At 53.7% G+C, this 20124-nt stretch carries 14 protein-coding genes; 3 read left to right on the top strand and 11 right to left on the bottom strand.

Translation table 11 applies throughout. From position 1 onward, the window contains the following. Positions 1-211 precede the first annotated feature (211 nt). The gene (locus MKY12_RS10580) at positions 212-2188 is read right to left on the bottom strand and encodes a hypothetical protein (protein WP_339313717.1); all 1977 of its coding nucleotides are present in this window, start codon (positions 2186-2188) and stop codon (positions 212-214) included. A gap of 149 nt (positions 2189-2337) precedes the next feature. Here MKY12_RS10580 and MKY12_RS10575 point away from each other — a divergent pair, with 149 nt between their 5' ends. Further along, positions 2338-3183: an AraC family transcriptional regulator gene (locus MKY12_RS10575; protein ID WP_339313716.1), complete on the top strand. Its 846-nt coding sequence runs from the start codon at positions 2338-2340 to the stop codon at positions 3181-3183. Between the two features lie 516 nt (positions 3184-3699). Here the strand turns inward: MKY12_RS10575 and uidA are convergent. Genes uidA through MKY12_RS10555 form a run of 4 tightly spaced genes read right to left on the bottom strand, consistent with a single transcriptional unit; the run spans position 3700 to position 8711 of the window. Further along, positions 3700-5511, bottom strand: a complete 1812-nt coding sequence (uidA, locus tag MKY12_RS10570; protein ID WP_339313715.1) for a beta-glucuronidase — start codon at positions 5509-5511, stop codon at positions 3700-3702. Between the two features lie 36 nt (positions 5512-5547). Further along, complete coding sequence (locus MKY12_RS10565; RefSeq protein WP_339313714.1) at positions 5548-6897, bottom strand: sugar ABC transporter substrate-binding protein; 1350 nt, start codon at positions 6895-6897, stop codon at positions 5548-5550. Between the two features lie 27 nt (positions 6898-6924). Beyond that, the gene (locus tag MKY12_RS10560; protein ID WP_209875756.1) at positions 6925-7755 is read right to left on the bottom strand and encodes a carbohydrate ABC transporter permease; all 831 of its coding nucleotides are present in this window, start codon (positions 7753-7755) and stop codon (positions 6925-6927) included. 11 nt (positions 7756-7766) lie between these two features. Further along, a complete protein-coding gene (locus tag MKY12_RS10555) occupies positions 7767-8711 on the bottom strand; it encodes a sugar ABC transporter permease (protein ID WP_036729966.1) in 945 nt (314 codons plus the stop codon). A gap of 190 nt (positions 8712-8901) precedes the next feature. On the opposite strand from MKY12_RS10555, the gene MKY12_RS10550 reads away from it, so the two are divergent. Beyond that, the gene (locus MKY12_RS10550) at positions 8902-10701 is read left to right on the top strand and encodes a histidine kinase (RefSeq protein WP_036729969.1); all 1800 of its coding nucleotides are present in this window, start codon (positions 8902-8904) and stop codon (positions 10699-10701) included. Beyond that, positions 10691-12298 (top strand): helix-turn-helix domain-containing protein, encoded by a 1608-nt coding sequence (locus tag MKY12_RS10545; RefSeq protein ID WP_339313713.1) that lies wholly within the window; start codon positions 10691-10693, stop codon positions 12296-12298. Before MKY12_RS10550 ends, MKY12_RS10545 begins: the two co-directional genes overlap by 11 nt. Positions 12299-12390: 92 nt before the next feature. Here MKY12_RS10545 and MKY12_RS10540 read toward each other — a convergent pair whose 3' ends face one another. From MKY12_RS10540 to MKY12_RS10515, 6 genes are all read right to left on the bottom strand, one after another. After that, the gene (locus tag MKY12_RS10540; protein WP_339313712.1) at positions 12391-13509 is read right to left on the bottom strand and encodes a GNAT family N-acetyltransferase; all 1119 of its coding nucleotides are present in this window, start codon (positions 13507-13509) and stop codon (positions 12391-12393) included. A 79-nt stretch (positions 13510-13588) separates the two neighbouring features. After that, positions 13589-14896, bottom strand: coding sequence for an extracellular solute-binding protein (locus MKY12_RS10535; RefSeq protein ID WP_339313711.1), 1308 nt, complete (start codon positions 14894-14896; stop codon positions 13589-13591). A 100-nt stretch (positions 14897-14996) separates the two neighbouring features. Then, positions 14997-15827 (bottom strand): carbohydrate ABC transporter permease, encoded by an 831-nt coding sequence (locus MKY12_RS10530; RefSeq protein ID WP_339313710.1) that lies wholly within the window; start codon positions 15825-15827, stop codon positions 14997-14999. Between the two features lie 11 nt (positions 15828-15838). After that, positions 15839-16750 (bottom strand): sugar ABC transporter permease, encoded by a 912-nt coding sequence (locus MKY12_RS10525; protein WP_339313709.1) that lies wholly within the window; start codon positions 16748-16750, stop codon positions 15839-15841. Positions 16751-16813: 63 nt separating this feature from the next. After that, a complete protein-coding gene (locus MKY12_RS10520) occupies positions 16814-18124 on the bottom strand; it encodes a sugar ABC transporter substrate-binding protein (RefSeq protein ID WP_339313708.1) in 1311 nt (436 codons plus the stop codon). A 412-nt stretch (positions 18125-18536) separates the two neighbouring features. Continuing rightward, positions 18537-20123 (bottom strand): response regulator, encoded by a 1587-nt coding sequence (locus MKY12_RS10515; protein ID WP_339255625.1) that lies wholly within the window; start codon positions 20121-20123, stop codon positions 18537-18539. Between the last annotated feature and the right edge of the window lies 1 nt (position 20124).

The following is a 20124-nucleotide window of genomic DNA, read 5'->3' as shown; positions in this document are numbered from 1 at the left end:
AAATGTATGCTGTTTTTCGCATACATTCAGGCCTCACGCCTGCGCGTCAGCAAAATGTATGCTGTTTTTCGCATACATTCAGGCCTCACGCCTGCGTGCCAGGCAAATGTATGCTGTTTTTCGCATACATATTTTCCACGATAAAAGAGGCTGTCCCTTTTGGGACAGCCCCATCTTTTTGGCAGAATATCAACATTGAGAATTAATAGCGTTACTCGCTGTCCGCCTCCCAGTACTCGCCAACCAGACCTTCAATAATACTGCCGCTGGCCCAGGGCATCAGGCAGAACCAGGTGCTGGCCGGTGAACCGTCACTGTAGGTCTCGGTTACCAGCCCCTCGGAATGGCAGAATCTCTCGGACATCCAGCCCGTCAGGCCGTGATCGAATTCCCGGTCATACCGGTTGTAGGTCTGACATCCCCAGCCGACGGTATCCAGCATCCGCTGCTTCACATACGGATCTTCACGCTGCTTCACATAATAATACAGCTCATCTACTACGCTGCTCGACATAGGATGAATATGCGGATTGGCGACGGAGGTCACGCTTCCCCCGCAGCTCGACCACCCCACCGTGCTTAGCGGCGGCACCTTCACTGGTGAATTGTAAGCAAATTTAAAGGTAAATTCGTAAGCAAGCGCATCCCTCATATGATCCAGATACAGCTCATCCCCAGTGAGGGCGTGCAGATATCTGACCGCCCGGATATACGCCAGAATCCCTTCAGAATCTACCGCCTTATCTGCATCAAGCGGCGCCCCGTAACATTCCATTCGTTTCACATAGGTCTCATAATAATGCCGCTCACTGCGCTTCAGGCTGTCCAGATGCGACCGGTTTCCGGTTAGCCAGCTATAGTAGGCTATGGCAGCCATGATCCAGGTCCCGCTGAAGGAATCATATTCAAGCCCGGCACCGGTTCGCTCAGAGAGAATCGTAGGGTATTCACCATCCGAATTCCGGCTTCTCTCCAATACAGGGAGAATCTTCCGCACGAAGTCCACCCACTCCTCGTGAACGACATGCTTGAGCCGTTTCTCGTATTCATAGGCCTTCATAATATAGAACAAGGCCTGGCCGCATAGATAAGCGGAATGTCCGGGCGTGCGCATCCCGTCAAACCACCAGCCGTGAATACTCCATTTCCCGTCCTGATAAGCCTCATAGGGAAGACCGGAAGCCGGGTTCAGGGAGTTCCCGATGATATGCTCAATGCAGGAGAGCGCCTGCCCGCGCATAGGCTCATCTCCCAGCCGCAGCGCAGCCATCAGCATAGGGGTGGCTACAGTCAGACCGTTTGTCCAGCTGATAGAGATGATTTTATTGTACCGGTACCCGCCCGTCTCCTTGTCCTCATAGACAAAGGTTGTGTAACTCCGGTCCTCAGGCAGCCACGCATACTGATAGATGGCCTTCGACAGATCGGCCGCAACGCTCCTGATCCCGCTCCCGGGTCTTGGGGGCTGATGATAGCGGGAATAGATCTCTTCCAGTGCAGCATTGATGCCTAGCTCAGACTCAGCCTTGTAGTCATACAAATCCAGCATGAACGCTACTGACTCTGAGGCCGCCAGTTCGAAGCAGTTCTCCTCCAGCGCTGCCCGTTCCTTGACAAGACGCGATTTGATGAACAGAAGCGGAGCATTCTCATACCCCAGCGTATAGCCGACCGTTCCCTTGGCAAGCGAGCAGGTGAAGCCGCCATACTGCAAGAACTCCCCCTCTAGCCCAGGCTTCCACTGGATCTTCTCCCCCTCCCTGTATATAAAATAAGGGCTGGCGCATAATCCGTACACTTTGCCCGTGTCATATACCAGCGCCGCCGGATGCGACAGCCGGTCGCTCCGGACCATCCACCAGGAAGAAGAAGGACGCGCGGGCTGCCCCTCCCTTAATCTCGGAAACTCATTCGGAACATTCTGCGGAGCTTCCCCCCGGTTACGGCCATACATAAATGCGGGAAGAAAAAAGCGCGGATCAGCCTTGGCAAACGGCAACTCCACATGAATGACGCCTGACCAAGGCGTGTCGTTCAGATTCGCGATCTGTACAAGAGCCTGAAAGGGATGCTGTGCACTGCCTGTCCCGCCTGTTATCTCAACGGATGCATGTAGTCCATGCCCGTTAAGCCCGGTATATTCAGGATCTTCCTGAGTCTTGCTTCTTGCCGTTATGATCAGTTCCACTATCCTGTCCTCCAGTCTGTTGTAATACGATAAAAGGGTTGCAAATCATATTCCTGCATGCTAGGATAATGTCATTTTAAAGTAGTTCCAGAGAATAATCATTGCAGGTTCCGCTGTTATTATTGCGCGAAATGATCCGGAGGTTACCCATGAACGAGCCATTTGAGCTTCGCTATGATCCTATCCATAAAGATTACCTCTACCTGCACAGGACAACCACCTATAATATGGGAACCTTCTATCACCGCCATGAAGCGTATGAGCTGTACATATTTCTGCGCGGCAACGTCAAGTTCTATATTGAGAACAGCTGCTACCACCTGCAGCGCGGAGATCTGCTTGTGCTGAACCCGGAAGAAATGCATCGTTCCTTCAGCCAGGATGAATCGGAATATGAACGGATTACGATCAATCTCCAAAAATCTTATCTGCACCGCCTGTCTACTCCGGCTACCCCTCTATCCTGGTGCTTCGACTACCGCCCGAAGGGTAAGGGCAACATCGTGCATCTGGAGGAAGACGAGCTTCAGCAGGCTCTCAGGTTGACCGGCGATCTGGAGGAGGTCCTCTCATCGGATGCGTATGGGGCAGATATCCTCGCCAACAGCATGCTTGCTCAATTATTGGTGCTGACCAACACCGTGTTTCATAGAACAAGCATCGTTCCTGCAGATATCATGCCGGAGCTGGTCCGCAGGACGATGGAGTATATTGATGCCCATCTGGGCCAGACCCTCACGCTTGAGCAGCTTAGCAGCACCTTTCATTTGAACAGCACCTATATTAGCCGCCAGTTCAAACAGCACACAGGCTTAACGCTCCGTTCCTATATCCTGGACCGCCGGATTTCGTTAGCTAAGGCCTGCCTCCGCGAAGGGCTTAGCATCACCGAGGCCTGTTATCAATCCGGCTTCAGCGATTATGCCAATTTCATCCGCAGCTTCACCAAGGTGGCCGGCATGTCCCCGGGCAGATACGCCAAGCAGGAACTGTAGGATGTCTCGCGGGAAGTGGAGCGGGCAGGCGCAGTGTCTGCGGAAGGCGGGACTGGATCATTAGTGGGCTGGGGATTTACAGATTCGAGAGAGTGTTGCTTACAGTTGAGAGCGCGGGGGACTTACAGCGTCTGACTCATGGCGGCGGACTTATACAAGTGGAAATTGTACATCTAATTTGGCGGTAAAGGGGTACGTAAACTAATTAGTTGGAAAAATGCAGCTTACTCAGCCCGACTTCTGCTAAATCCATCGGATTCCAGGAATTAAGTGTACTTTTTCAAACTGCTTGCTCTCAACCCTCGATTTCGGCAAAATTAAGTGCCTTTTTTCCAACTATATCCGCCCTTCCCTCTTGCAACGTATCACATAAGGCCCCCAGCCGAGCCGGGGGTTATTGTATAAAAAAAGCCTCCCATAACGGGAGGCTTGAAGGGTTGGAGACTTGCAAGCTTCGAGGCTTCGAGGCTTGCAATCTTGAAGGCTTGCAAACTTACGTTGCAACTTAAACTCAAATTACTTCTTATACCCAAAGTCCGGTATCTCCGTCCATCTCCGGCGCAGCTCGTGGGCTGCCGCCTTGGGCTTGCGGTCACGGGTGAAGATGCCTTTCTTGTTCCCCTGCACCCGGATGATGCCCTGGCTGGTGGCAAAGTCGGCAAAATTCCATACCTGCTCGCCCACAAACTCCTGGAACTCGTCGAAGACCTCGTGGTTAGCCTTGTAGAACGCCACCTGATACTCCTCTGTGAACATGATCGGCTCCACATCATGCAGTCCGGCCACGGTATCGGTTCCATATTCGGTCATCATCATCGGCTTGCCGGGGCACCGCCGGCTCCAAGCTTCCAGCTCCATCCGCAGCTTGACCTTCGCTGACTCCAGATCTCCCCCGTCTACATACCAGCCGTAGTACCGGTTGAAGGCCAGCACATCGATCAGCTCAGAGATTCTGTCGTTCGCCGGGGATGCCTCAATATGCGTCACCAGGGTCACCGGACGGTGCTGCGGATCTTCCTCCCGCAGCTGCTCAATCAGCGGCTTGAAGTATTCGTACGCTCCGTCCTCATAAGATGCCGGTTCGTTCGCTACATTCCACATCACTACACAGGCATGGTTCTTATCCCGGTTAATCAGCTCCCGGATCACCTGCCGGTGATGCTCGAAGGTCTGGACCTCTGCCCAGGTATCCTTCTTCGAACCTCCTGAGAACATCACCAGGAAATTAAGATCCAGGCCTACCGCCGGAGTCTCATTAATCACGACGAAGCCTTCACGGTCGGCCAGCCGCATCACTTCCTCGGCATACGGATAATGCGCCGTGCGGAAGGAGTTGGCCCCGGACCATTTCATCAGATTGAAATCCATAATGTTCGCCGCTTCATCTAGACCCCGTCCATGGAACGGAGTATCCTCATGTCTGCCGTAGCCCTTGAAGTAGAACGGAACGCCATTGATCAGGAACTGTCCGTCCCGCACTTCGACCGTCCGCACGCCGAACGGCAGCTCATAGACATCAACCACCTGCTCCGCTTGCAGAAGCTCAATCTTCAGGGTGTACAAGTAGGCGTTCAGCGGCTGCCATAGTCTGACAGATGGAATATCCAGTACACCGGACGGCTCCGTCCCTGAGCAGACCGTGTTCCCATCTTCATCCAGTACCGTAACCCGGACCTCGGCTTCGCCGCTAATGTCCACGCTATAGCGGATTATCCCTTGCCTCTCCTCCCCCTGCTCCTCCTTATAATCGGTCACTACAGTGACGTCCTGAACGAAGGTGAGTGGCGTGGAGTAGATTCTCACCGGCCGCTGCAATCCGGCAAAGTTGAAGAAATCAAAGTTCGGCTGGTTCTTCACCCTAAGCTTCCCGTCCGGTCCTTCGGTCTCCGTGTACAGGCCAACAGGCAATGTGGTGTAATCCACGACGTTATGAACAGCTACCGTCAGCCGGTTCGTTCCAGGCCGGATATAGTCATTAATCACTCCCTCGAAGGGAAGGAAGCCGCCGGCATGCTCCATCACCAAGCTTCCATTGATAAATACCTTCGCCTTATGGGTCGCCGACCCGAACCTCAGGACAAGCCGCTCATTCATGACGTTACGCGGAAGGGACAGCTCCCGCTCATACCAGACCCAGCCGACATGATTACGAATCTCCGGGCTTACGCCAAGATCATTGTAAGCCGAGGGCACCGCCATAGGGATCGTATCTGTGAGCTTCGATGCCTGCCAGCTCTCGTCCCAGCCGGAGCCATCGTCCAGCTTGAAATTCCATACCCCGCCCAGATCGTACAGACTGCGGGTTTCCGTCATTATTGGATACAGCACGGGCAGCACTCCTATCTAATCTGTGATATCTGCTTCTTAGGATTTGGAATCAATAATCTTCTGAATCTTGGTTTGTGCATGCTGAATCGTATCATCGATACTTTGACCGGACAGCATCATTTTGTCGAACTCCTCCAGCAGCACCTTCTCCAGCTCAGCATGATAAGGTACTGCCGTAGCTGCAGTAGTAGATTTGGTATTCTCCAGAACATAGAGCAGGGAAGCTTTGTCGATCATTTCCGGGGTCTTGCTGCCTGCGATGATCCGGTCCACCACATCATTCAGATCAGCTTTTTTCCAGGACGGGATATTCTTGCCTTGCAGTACAATCCCTTCCGTGGAGAACCAGCGGATGAAGGTGTAGGCTTCGTCTTTATGCTTGGACTTGCTGTAGATGCTCAGGACATCCCCGCTCACGTTCGATGACATTGGATCTTCCGCTTTCATCTTAGGCAGCGGAGCGAACACGGTCTTGAAGGTAGCTGGAATGGTATCCGTTCCGCCAGTCTCCGGGATCAGGAAGGTCCCCGTAACAAGCATACTGGTGTCCTGGTTGAAATATTGCGGTCTGTAGTTCAGCTTCTGGCTGACCACCTCGGAATACGGGGTTGCGGAGCCTTCCGATTCTCCCCGAAGCCGCAGCTCAAGCGACTTGCGCATGAACGGATTGTCAATATTGGCGGTCTTGCCGTCATCGGTAGTCAGATTCGCATTCACCGGCTGGCCGAAGTTCTGCACCACGTAGCCATATTGAATCCAGCTGTGGAAGTAGGTTCCGTACCGGGTTTTATCGCCCGTTTTCTTCGTCATCGCCTTGGCGTATTCCATATACTGATCCCAGGTCCAATCCTTAGGCAGCTCAAGTCCGGCCTCCTTCAGGTGATCCTCATTGATAATGACCAGACCCTGGGAGGACTTGCCGGGCAGTCCATAGATTTTGCCGTCAATGCTGGTATCGGATGTATATTCATCCTTGAAATTAATGCCGTCCTTAGCCAGATAATCATCCAGCGGCTGGATCATGCCGAGCCCTGCACGCTGGGACAGGAAGGTCATGTTACTGAACATGAGGATATCCAGATCATCGCCCCCGGCCACCGCCAGGTCGAGCTTCTTATAATACTCGTTGGAGTTGTTGTCCTCTGCAGAGGCGAATTCCACCTTAATGTTCGGATGCTGCTTCTCGAACTCGGCAATGACGATATCCCAGTTGTCCATTTTTTTGGCATACCAGTTGCTAAGCTTAATGGTTACCGCTTGTTCTGCACCTGTTCCGGCACCTGTTGCCGCCGGCTCCTTCTCTGCATTGCCCGCGCCTCCGCAACCGGATACCAGCAGGGATAACAGCGGTACAGCGATGAATAGATTGCGTTTTACTTTTGACATGATTTGGCCCCCTGTAATGTAATTAGTCTAGCCTTTGACACTGCCCATCGCAACTCCCTCAATCACCTGCTTCTGGCCGATCATGAAAATAATTAACAATGGCAGAATGGCTGATACGGCACCTGCCATCATTAAGGAGTAGAACTCGCCGCTGAAATCAGCGAATTTCCGGATGCCCAGCTGCAGGGTAAACAATGAATCGGAACGAAGGAAGATCAGCGGATTCTGGTAATCATTCCAGGTCCAGATAAAGCGGAGAATCATATAAGTAGCAAGGGCTGGCTGCACCAGTGGCATGGCAATCCGCATGAAGATCGTCCAGTGGCCCGCTGCATCAATCCGCGCCGATTCAATAATTTCATCATGGATTCCCAGGAAGAACTGTCTCAGCAGGAAGGTTCCCAGCACGCCGGAGGCGGCAAGCAGCACCAGCCCGAAATGGCTGTCGAACAGTCCAAGCCAGCGGTACATAATGAACTGCGGAACCAGAATGGCCTGCGTCGGAATCATGAAGGTGGCCAGGACAACCAGGAAGAGAATATCCCGCCCTTTGAAAATGATTTTGGAGAAGCCGTAAGCTGCCATAGCGGAAATAATCAGCGACAGCGCTGTAGACATCAGGGTAACCTTCGTCGTGTTCCAGTAATAGAGTGTGAACGGCACGGCTCCCGCCCATACCTGCTTGTAGTTCTCCACCGCATTCCATTTCGAGGGAATCCATTCTATCGGATATTTCATGACATCCAGCTCGGGCTTGAAGGAGGCGGAGAGCATCCATAAGAACGGCATGATGAACAGGATGCCCGCAACCCCCATGAAAACGGTAACAATAACACGGTTAAGCTTGATCGATCGCATGTGTATACCTCCTAGTAGTTGACCCATTTCTTTTGTCCGACCCATTGAAACAAGGTCACCAGCAGGATGAGGATCAGCAGAATAATGCCCATCGCCGAAGCATAGCCCGACTCCAGATTCACGAACGCCACCTCATACAGGTAGTAGACAATGACAGAGGTTGAGCCTGCCGGGCCTCCGCCGGTTAACACCATAATCAGATCGAAGACCTTGAAGGACCCGACAACTCCTGTGATAAGCAGGAAGAAGGACGTAGGCGACAGCATCGGCAGTGTAATTCTGAAAAATTGTCTGAGCGGTGAGGCCCCGTCCACATCGGCGGCTTCATACAGATCCCGTGAGATATTCTGAAGGCCCGCCAGATAGATGACCATATTGAAGCCGAGTGAAGTCCACACCATAATAATCATGACCGAGATCAGGGCGAACTTGGGATCAGCCAGCCACATGGGCGGATGCTCGAACCCTATAGATCTGAGGAAGCCGTTGATCGGACCGTTGTTCGGGTGATAGAGTACTCTCCAGAGCAGGGCGATGGCCACGAAGCTCGAGATGAAGGGCATGAAGTAGATCACTTTGAAAAAGGTTTTGAAATAGGTTGCCTTGTTGATCAGCACCGCCAGCACCAGCGCCAGGAACATCGCGACCGGAACGACGGCAATCATGATCAGGTTGTTGTAGAGCGAGCGGTGAAAGGACTCGTCCTGCACCAGCCGGGTGTAGTTATCCAGACCGACAAATTGAAACCCGTCCAGCCCGGATACAAAGTTCCAGTTCGAGAAGCTGATCACACCGGATAGTAGAATCGGAATAATTACCAGCGTTACGGTCAGAATGAGCATGGGAGCAATGAATAAATACCCTGCAATATTGTCGTAAAAGGATTGCTTGCGCATCTTGCTTATCCCGGGGCTGCCGGACCGTTTTGCCGTCCCCTCTTCAGTAATAACCTCCACTTTATCCACCTCTTTTTATGTTTGTAGCTTTATTATAGAAGGGCAAATTTCATAGCACATGCAACGAATTTATCTGTGGCGAAAACTTTGTATAGCATTATTTTTTCTAAATCGAAAAAATTATTGGATGAGCCGAACCGCAGAATCAAGTACCATAAGTCTGTGAAGGTCTACTACTGGAGGGATATTAATGAAAGAAAAGCACAGGCTCAGTCAGCTCTCCTTCCGGCAAAAGCTAATCCTTACCTCCATTGCCTGCCTCGTAATTCCGGCACTGGGGATGCTCTATATTACCAATGTCTATTCCAAACTGATTATCCGGGAGCATTCCCTGGAGAAGTCCACGCAGTCCCTGAGGATTGTCCAGTCGCAAATTGATGTAATCTTCGAAGAGATGGTCTCGGTGTCGAACTTCGTCCATTTCGATCCGGAGATCAAGACCCTGCTGGAGGATGCCAAGACCAATCCCGTAGCTGCGCGGAACCTGACCAGCCGCCTGGAGCAGGTGGCCGGAGACACCATCGATCTGAGGATCACTCTGCTGGATAAGGAAGGACATGCCTATTCCGATTATTCCTTCTATGATTATGATCCCCGGCAATTTTTGAAGCGGCGCTGGTTCTCCACTCTGGAGCAGCTCCCGCCGTATGACACCTTATTTATGGGAGCAGAAGACAATTACCTGACCTCCCTGCAGGCTGAGCAGCCGTATATCTTCATGACAGCGCGTGCCTTAAGAGAAGAAACGACTGCCGCTCCCTACGCCTACCTGATTGTCAGCCGCAGTGAGGCTTCGATCCGTGAGCGGTTTGCTTCAATGGAAGAGGATGTGTATCTGCTGGATGAAGAGGAGAACATTCTGTCGAACCGGAACCAGGAGCTGATAGGCACAAGCTTTGATCAACTGCTGCCTGTAGATGAGCTGGTCTTCCCTGACATCGTCAAGTTCAAGGGGCAGAATCAGCTCCTCCTTGAACTGCCGCTGAAGTTTGCCAGATGGAGACTCATCAGTGTCGCTCCCTATGAGCAGCTGACGGAAAGGTTGAACGGGATTAACCGGACCGGCCTGATTATTCAGACGATATTTGCGGTCAGCTTCTTGTTCGCGCTGACGGTTCTGCTGCGGAGATTCACCAAGCCCGTGCTTGTCCTGGGCAAGGCAGCCCGCCGGGTGGAGGATGGGGATCTCATGGTGCGCTCGGGCATCCGGGGAGCCGATGAGATCGGCAGCCTGGGGCACTCCTTCGATAACATGCTGGACCGGGTACAGCTGATGCTCAGGCAGGTGGAGACGGAGCAGGAATTGAAGCGCCAGGCAGAGATTGCAATGCTGCAGGCCCAGATTAACCCTCATTTTCTATTCAATGTACTTAGTTCGATCCGGCTGAAGCTGCTGATGAAGCAGGATGAGGAGAATGCTGCGATCGTCGGCTCCCTCTCCGCTATGCTGCGGGCCAGCTTCTCCAGCCGGGAGGAATTCGTCTCCATTGCCAGTGAGCTTGATTTCACGAAGCAGTATATGGAGTTAATGCGGTTCACGATGAGATATCCTACGGAATATGCAGTGCATGTGGACAAAGAGCTGCTGCTGGAGACGGTGCCGCGGTTCATCCTGCAGCCCATTATTGAGAATGCTTACAAGCACGGGTTCTTGCAGAGCGGAGGGCGGGTCGTCATCACCATCGGACTCGTTCAGTCCAGGCTGACCATTACCATCGAGGATAACGGCACGGGAATGGAGGAGCATACGCTCGCAGCCCTGCTTCAGCACATCAGGCAGAAGGATGCGGAGTTAGGTGCCCTGAGTGCTGACGGGACGCCAGTGGCAGAGTCCGCTCACGGCATCGGATTAATCAACGTCTACCAGCGGCTCAAGCTAATCTACGGGGAGCGCTTCGAGATGAACATTGAGAGCATTCACGGGCTACGCACCACCGTACAGTTAATCATGCCCGTGAAGCGGATAGGAGCAGATAATCATGACCTATAAAGTAGTACTGGCAGACGATCATTATCCGGTGTTGGAGTATTTAAGCACTTCGATTCCCTGGGACACCCTCGGCCTTGAACTATCGGCTTGCTGCTCGGACGGCAGACAGGCCTGGGAAGCCTGCCAGCTGCATCAGCCGGATATTCTGCTTACGGATATCGGCATGCCGGCGATGAATGGACTGGAGCTAATCCAGAAGGCGCGGGAGGTGAACCCTCAGCTGCAGACGATTATCCTGTCCTGCCACGGGGAATTCGAATATGCCCAGAAGGCTGTGAAACTGAACGTGGCCGAATATATATTGAAGGAGAGTCTGCAGATCGATCAGGTGATTGCCGTATTGACGGAGGCGGTGGCCCGGCTGGAGGTGAAATTGAAATCCCGTAACCACTATCTCCAGATGGAGAAGCTGGTCAGCCAGAACCATGCCGCCATCCGGACCCGGTTCATCCGCATGTTCGTGGAGCAGCCGGTCTGGGATGAAGCCGAGTGGTACGGACAAGCCGAAGCGATGGGCATCAGCCTGCACACAGGCACACCGTATCTGCCTGTACTGGCGGTCCCGGAGCGCTCCTATGAGCTGGAGAGGCGGTTCGGCGGAGTGGTGAACCTGCAGTTCGTGATGGATAATGTGCTGCAGGAATTCCTGGAGATAGACGGCATTATCCAGTTCGCGCTGACGGAAAGGCAGTTCATCCTGTTCATTCCTTTGCCGCATATCCTCGTCCGCAATCTTTATGAAGAGTTCCGTGAACACTTCCGGCATGTCCAGAGAATGGCGAAGCTGCATCTGCGGATGGGAATTTCCTTCTTTTACGGGGAGGCTACTACAAGTCTGATCGACATTAAGAAGCAGATTCAGGCGCTGCTGGATTCCCATGCCCTGCGCTTCTATACCGCCGAGGGAGCGATTATGAAGCTTGCGCCTGTCCAGACCAGCGGCGAGGACCTGTTCATCCATTATTCGGAGATCCTTCAGCAGCTGAGGGACTGCATTCAGCAGGAGGACAGCTCACAGCTTGCAGCCAAGGTCAGGGAGATCAAGCAGTACATCGGGGACCAGAAATATCCGGTGGAGAGTGTGAAGAGCTGGCTGCTCAAGATGGTGATGGAGCTGGAATTGAAATATGTCGTCATGCAGAACTTCGTCAGCAACTTCAACAGTGAGCGGCTCCAGCGCTCGATCCAGGAATTCGAAACGCTGGAGCAGCTCATGGAATGGCTGGAGGAATTCCTGAAGGATAAAATACTCATGCTAAGCTCCATGTGGAAGCAGAATGTCCGCAAAGAAATAGCCGAAGCCAAACGTTATGTAATGAATCATATCAGCGAGAAGGTTGGCATGGAGGAGATGGCGAAGCGTCTGGGCCTGAACCCCACCCATTTCAGCCGGTTATTCCGTCTGGAGACCGGGCTGACCTTCATTGAGTATGTAACCAGGGTGAAAATGGAGCACGCCCGTGACCTCCTCAATCAGACGAACCTGACCATCGTTGAAATTGCGGAGCAGCTGGGTTATGACAACGTCAGCTACTTCATCAAGCTGTTCCGTAACTTCTCCGGCATGACTCCGGCGGAATTCCGGAAGTCCTTCTAGACTGGTGTAAAACAATAAGCCGGAAGCAGACTCTAAGGGTCCGCTCCCGGCTTGTCCATTGTCTTATTTTGAATTATCGTGAAGTATGATACTCAGTATTTATCAATCTTGTACCAGAACAGAGGCAGCGGGAACCAGCCTGCGGGTGCATCCACTGCCATATATCGGCCATGCTGGGTAAGCAGAAGCGTCTGAGCCTGCTGCTTGCTGAGGACAACTGCATCCGGCATGGCAGACCGCTCGACACTCACGCCCTCTTCGTCCACCCGCGCCGTCACCGGCTGTCCGTCCATTACTGCGGAGAATTCTCCCGGGATAATGCCTGTGGTCTTGAACTTCAGCGTAAGGTAAGCCTTCAGGATGTTGGCGAAATCCAGAATATGATACATATCCGAATTCTCGATTACGAAGTCTTCGGCAATGCTGCCAAGCGCTGTGTTCAGCGGCAGGTCATATTCCGGCGCATGCAACGTTATTCGCCCGGCTCTGCTGTAGGCCATGTAAGCCTTAATCGTACGCTGAATATCATCCGCTTTCTCCAGCGCGAATTCAGCTATATCATCGCCCGCTTCGTTGACAACCACATACCCGATCAGCTTGCCCTGATCCAGAACGCCAAGTGCCTTTTGACAGAGTGTACCGAAAATCAGTGGCAGTTGCTCTAAGCTGCGTTCAACATAAGCAAGCCGCGAGGTGTTCAGGTTATGCACAAATTCTGCTCCTCCTTCAACCTCAAATAGCGGACTGAAGGTTATTCCGGTGTCATTCACCCCTCTTAAGCCATGGCGCACATTGGCCTCTGCCACGGTATATTTGAACTTGACACCGCCAAGCGTGAAGCCGAAATACTCATATCTCTGCCGCTGTCCATATAATACAACCATATCACAGGTACCCCGCAGCTCTTCAAGCCACAGGTTCATAAGCGCTTTCATATGCCCTTCGCCTCGCGCACGCGGATGAACAGATACCGTACCCAGATAGCCGGTGCGCAACGTATGATCACATACCGTCAGTGACTCTGGAAAAACAGCCACCAGCGCACGCAGCCTGCCCTGCTCGTCCACAGCAACCTTATGCATGGCGGAAGAATCTACACTTTTGTCATAAGCCTTGGGCATCAGGACCTCAAAATCAAAGCGGAAGGCAAGGTTGGCCAAATCTATGTATTCCTCGCGTTCGTGCGGAGCTGCCGTTCTGTATTTAACCATTGTGTCCTACCCTTTCAGTCTATATATTCAACTGCCTCCCTGACTATATTCTAGAGGCATCTCCTATCTCCTGCTCAGGTCACTCAGATTTCCGCCGCTTGGCCGCAGCCTCATCAATCGCCTGCTGGATATTGGCCAGTGCGGTCTCCAAGGGCTGTCCGGCAAGATACTGGTTGACGCCCTCCAGAATCTTCACCTGGAGCGACTCGGTCGATACCGTATGCGGCCAATAGAGCGTGGCGTCCTCACGCGTTACCGCAGCGGCAATGGACGAGACTGAATCGCTCCGGTCCGTCGGGGCCGAGATGACCGAAGGCACTGCCAAAGCGCCTGCGGCCAGCTTCTCCTGCGTAGCCCTGCCGTTCATGAACGCCACGAACTGCTTGGCCTCCTCGGGATGCTCCGTCCGCGAGCTGATCACCCGGTACGTGCCGACATTGATATTCGGCACCGTCCGCACACTGCCCGGCACCATCATAAAGCGGATATCCTGAGCCGGATTCCGCTCCTTGATGCTGGGGATGTCCCAGGTTCCGGTAATAATCATGGCCGCCTGGCCTGTGCCGACCAGATCCTTGGCCTGCTCATGCTTCAGGCTCTTCCAGTTCGGCGGCACGAACCCCCGGTCGATAATCTCCCGGTGCTTCTGGATGGCATCCACGAACACCGGATCATGGGTCCGGATCTCCCCGCTCTCCAGCTTCTTCGTCCAGGCGGCATCCGCCCCGTTATCCGACATGATAGACCCCCAGAAGAACTGGGCTGTGGACCACTCCGCATCCATTGCCACCGGAATAAGCCCTTCCTGCTTCAGCTTCACGCAGAGCGCAAGGAACTCGTCCCAGGTGCGCGGAACCTCCAGCCCGAGAGAGTCAAACAAGGTTTTGTTGTAGAGCAGCCCGTCACTGTGCATGACCTCCGGCGCTCCGTATACCCGGCCGCCCACCGTAACTGGCAGCAGGGAGTTCGGGTAGAATTCCTTGAGAAAATCGGCTCCGGTCAGATCCAGGTACATATCGCTCCGCAGAGCGCGGAATTCCTCGAACAGGCTGGGCGACCACGTATCGAATACATCCATCGGCTCACCGCCAAGCAGCCTGATCTTAATCCCCGCCGTATAATTATTGTTCTGGATGAAATCTGCATCGATCTGGATATGGGGATACAGCTTCTCGAATTCGGCAATCGCATCAAAATACACTTTGCCTGCTTGCGCCGTATCCAGCAGATAGCTGGAGTACCGGAGGATGACGGGTTCGCGGGTGTCTGAAGCTCCGCCTCCGCCGGACAGCAGGGAAGCGTCTGTACTGCTCCGGGTATCACAGCCGCCAATCATGAACAGCAGCAGAACAATGCTGCCCCCGATACCGGGTCTCCACTTCTTCATGACGCTTCCCCTTCCTTAATCTATTCTCCGTTCGCTTCTGTAACGTTCTTGCCCTATCGTTATATTCTGACCGATTCCATAGATTGCAGTCAACGGACAATCAGAGCTTCCCCCCCGAAGTTGCAATGCCTTCGATAAATTGCCGCTGGAACAGGATGTAGATAAGCAGCATCGGCCAAATGGCCAGCACGGAAGCCGCCATGAGCTCCGGATAGTCCACGGCGAAGGCGCTTTGAATCTTAGCCAGGGCCGAGGAGAGGGTCGCCGCGTCCGAGCTTGTGTTGACAATCATCGGCCACATCAGGTCCTTGAAGGAGAAGAGGGCCGTGAATATCCCGAGGGCCACCAGACCGGAGCGGACCAGCGGGAGCATGATTCTGGCGAAGGTCTGGCCGATATTGCAGCCGTCGATCTTCGCCGCCTCCTCCAGCTCCTTAGGCAGGCCCATGAAGAATTGTCTCAATAAGAAGGTGCCGAAGGCACTGACCAGCCCTGGAAACAGCAACGCAAAGATCGTATTGCGCATCCCCAGCGCATCGACCATCAGATATTGCGGGATGATGAAGATCTGGGTCGGCACCATCATCTGGAACAGCACCAGACTGAAGCAGAAGTCACGCCCCGGAAATCTTAGTCTGGCAAAAGCATACGCCGCCATCGCGCTGAACATCACCGCGCACAGCACCCTTAGCGCCATCATCGCAAACGTATTCCAGTACAGGATCAGGAAGTTATTCTGCCGCCATACCTCCAGATAATTCTCCACCCGCCAGGTCTTGGGGAAAAAGATAAACGGATTCATCGAGGTGGACTCCGTAACCGACTTGAACGAGGTCAGCACCATCCAGACGAACGGAAGAATCATCGCGGCTGCTCCCAGGAGCAGCACAAGGTGGGCTAAGATACGGTTAAGTTGTTTATGTTTGGCCATAGTGCCGCCTCCTACATGTAGTTGACCCATTTTTTTTGCGCTCGCATCTGGAAGAAGGTGATGATCATGATCAGCGCGAGCAACACCATTACAATCGCTGAGCCATAACCCTTGTTCGAGTACTTGAACGAGTTATTATAGAAGAGATACACAAGCGATACTGTATGGTCATAGGCCGGGTTACTCACATCGATCATCATATAGATGACATCGAACACTTGCATGGCCTGGATAATCGTGGTCACCACAACAAAGAACAGGGTTGGCGTTACAAGCGGCAGGGTAATCACGAAAAATTGGCGCACCCGGCTGGCTCCGTCGATATCCGAAGCCTCGTAGTAGTCCTTCGGGATCTCCTGCAGACCGGCGAGCAGCAGCACCATATTATAGCCGATGACACTCCAGATTCCGATCACCGCGATGGATAAGATCGCTACCCTCGGGTCCGTCGTCCAGTTGACGGCCGGAAGGCCCAGCTTGGACAGCCCGTAATTAATGAGGCCGTAGTGCTGGTTATACATCCAGCGCCATACCATGGTCACTGCCGCAGGAGCGGCGACCATCGGAATGAAATAGATCGTGCGGTACAGCGAGCGGCCCGCGAGCTTACCGTTCAGCAGGACGGCCACCAGCATGGCGATGGCAATGCTGACAGGAACGACCAGCAAGGTGTAGAGCAGTGTATTGCCGACAGCATGCCATACCTGGGGATCTTGAATCAGCTTGCGGTAATTGTCCCACCCGATGTAGATGTTGCCTTTGCCGAAGTCTCCGCTCTTGAAGAAGCTCAGGTAAGCGGTCTGCACTATTGGAATGAAGTTGAGGACGATAAGGCCGATCATCGTTGGCGCAATCAGGAACCAGCCCCAGGACCATTCATTCCAGGTTTTGGCTCCAATTTTCCTCTTGACGGTATGATTCATCTGCTTCCCTCTCCTATCAAACTTGCGGCAGCCCTATGGCTGCCGCAGGCATATGACTCTTGCTTATTTCTCTTCCGCCAGACTCTCATTCATCACCTTCGCTGCATTACGGGCTGCTTCCTCTACGGACACCTTGCCGGAGAACGCCGGCTTCAGCGCTTCATAAGCCTTGTCTTCCCAGACAGCCGTTGTATTGGAATACGGACGGATTACGCCATAGCTGACCATGTCAACGAATGCCTTGATGTTGAAGGTCTTGTTCGAATCCACCCACTTGTCAGCCGCGCCTTTGTACGCCGAGATGGCAACGCCCAGCTCCGCCTGGCGCTCCTGGCCGGTCTTGGAGCTTAAGTATTCCACGAACTTCCACGCTTCCTCCGGATGCTTCGTCTTGGCGTCAATCGCATTGCCCAGACCATTGTAGATGGAGGCCTGCGCAGCCTTCTTGGGCAGGACGGCCACATCGAAATTCTTCGCCATGAATTCGTTCTCTGTGAACCCGCTCAGGTTCCATGAACCGAACAGGCCCATCGCCGCCTTGCCGTTCTTCAGCAGATCGGCACGCTCGGCATCTCCGTACACCTCAGGGGACAGTCCGTCACGTACGAAGCTTATATAGAAATCCAGGGCTTCGATCGTCTTCGGATCGTCATAACCTGACTTCTTGTCCGCTGTAATAATGGTGCCGCCATTCTGATAGACGAAGTTGTAATACCCCTCCTGGTTATGCATCGGCGCGAGGAAGCCGTATACCCCATCCTTCGTGAGCGCTTTCGCGGCGCTGTGAAGATCATCCCAGGTCCAGTTCTCATCCGGGTATTTCACACCCGCCTGGTCAAACAGCGTCTTGTTGTACCACAGCCCGATGGTGTCGAAATCCTTCGGAACCGAATATTGCTTGCCCCCCAGATTATAGATCTGGTTCAGTCCTTCCGGGTAATTCTCCAGCTTGACGTCCTCGCTCTTACTGATGCGGTCTGTCAGGTCAAGCAGCATGCCGTTATTCGCATAGCGGTAGATCTCATTGGAATGCATCCAGAAGACATCCGGCAGCGAGCCGCCGGTGGCTCCCGCTTCCAGCATCGTCCAATAATCGGACCAGCCGGTCACCTCGATATCGACCTTGATGTCCGGGTTCTTGCTCTCGAATTCATCGGCAATGGTCCGCAGACCCTTCTCCTGATTGGAATCCCAGATCGCGTAGGTCAGCTGGACCTTCTCTCCGCTTGCCGCCTGGGTGGCCGCTGCGGCATCCGTTGCCTCTGCCGGTGGTGAAGCCGATGTATTGCTGTTGCCGCTGCCACTGCCGCAAGCGGTCAAGGTGGCCGCTGCAAGCAGGATGGACAATACGGTTGCTAAGCTTTTTTTCTTCACTAGAATTACCCCCAACTTCCATTTAGGATGTGCTGCATCTGCTGCACCTCCAATAGTAGGTGAACCCAGCCGCTCCCGGAATGGCCGTTTTTTACGGAAACATTCCCTTTTTTGACCAATCCCCGGAAGATGCAAAAAGTGCACCCGCAGCGGATGCACTTCTTTTACAGACTCTGTTCTTTTTTTGACAATTGCCGTTCTAGTACAGCGTCAGATTTATACTGGTGGATGGGCCACTATCCTGTCTGAATGACTAGAGGAGTGGAGCGCCCCTTCAGGTGCCATTCCCAGATGAAGACGGGAGTTGTCCATTAAAGGCGTAATAGCTCGGCGTAACGGACTGAGGCGCGCTTATTCTGGTTTAACATTACCACTTGGGCAAGTAACGGACTGAATTAAATCTAATACTTTTCTAGCCCCGGTATTCCTCGGGACTCATCCCGCTCAGCTTCTTGAACAGCTTACTGAAATACGCGGTGTTCGGATAACCCACACGCTCAGCAACCTCATAGACCTTGATGTTCCTGTCCCTGAGCAGGCTCTTGGCCTTCTCCATGCGCAGCCGGGTCAGGAAGCTGACGAAGTTCTCGCCGGTCTCCTGCTTGAATACCCTGCTGAGATAGGAGGCGTTCACGTTGATCCGGTCCGCTACGGATTGCAGGGAGATATCCTCCGCATACAGCTGCATGATGAGTTCACTCGCTTGCTCTGCATAGCTCCGGGAGGATTCGCCTTCCGACATCTGCGCCCTGCACTGCTCCAGATAACCGGCGACGGTCTGGTGCAGCCCCTCCAGACTCTCTTCATGGAGAATGCTCTCGTACACCGTAAGCCCGGCTTCATTCGGCTCGGGAAGCGCCGGGAAGCAGGACAGAATGGCGCCAAGCATCCGTATGTAGGTCGAACGCGCCGCCTGCTTCGTGCAGCCCTCCAGCAGCATAGTATCCTTCAGGCTGTTCAGGAAGGCAAGCGCCCCTTCGCTTCCGCTCTCGGTATCCTGCCTGAACTTCCGCATGCAAGGCTTGTCGATGAACAGCCGCTCCCCCCTTCTCTGACGGCTCCTGGCCTTATCATAGAAGGACAGGCCGCTCCCGCTGGCGAAGAACAGCTCGTCAAGCGCCATGTCCGCCTCCTGATAGGCCTGCTTCAGGCCGCCAAAGCCGGGAGCCGGACCGCTGACGCCGATGGACAGCGTCAGCTTCAGGAAATCCTTCATAGCCGCCTGAATCTTGGCGGCCGCGCGTTCAATCTCCGCGCGGACAATGCGCCCCTCCGGCCCGAGGTCCAGCAGCAGCACATATTCCGCAGAGTTCATCACAATGATCTCCTTCGCCCGCTTGCGCGGAAGAATCTCTTCAAGAATATTGGTGACTGAATAACGCAGCAGCTTCTCATCCTGCTCCACATACTTGCGTCTATGCTGTTCAAAATGGTTAATCCGCAGCTTCAGGAGCACCATCGGCGCATCTGCCAGGCGGATGCGCAGAGATTCGCGGTTAACCCGCACATCCCCGGCGGCCTTGAAGCCGCTGATCAGCTCCTTAAAGAGCGTCTCCTTCAAATACCCGATGCTCTCCTTGTAGGAGCCGGGGGGCATTCCGGAGGAGCTGCCTGCGGAGAGGCGGACCGCCCGCTTCTTAACCGTCTCCAGCACATGCACCAGCTCGTGCGGCTTCATATCGCTCTTGATCAGATAGTCCGCCGCCCCGAGCCTGAGCGCCTCCTGGGCGTACTGGAATTCCTCCAGACAGCTAAGGATGACGAATTGCCCGCCGATGTCCAGCCGCCGGGCCTCCCGGATCAGCTCCAGACCGTCCATCACCGGCATTTTGATATCCGTAATAATCAGATCCGGCCGGTGGGTCCCGGCCAGTTCCAGCGCTTCGCGCCCGTTAGCGGCCTCCCCCAGAATCGTAAATCCCTCATCTTCCCATTGAATAATCGATTTCAAGCCGATACGCATTAGCAGCTCGTCATCCACGATAAGCACACCCAGCATA

The sequence above is a fragment of the Paenibacillus sp. FSL M7-0896 genome (genome assembly GCF_037975415.1).
Taxonomy (GTDB): domain Bacteria; phylum Bacillota; class Bacilli; order Paenibacillales; family Paenibacillaceae; genus Paenibacillus_AQ; species Paenibacillus_AQ silagei.
This window is presented reverse-complemented; position numbering and strand designations above follow the sequence as displayed.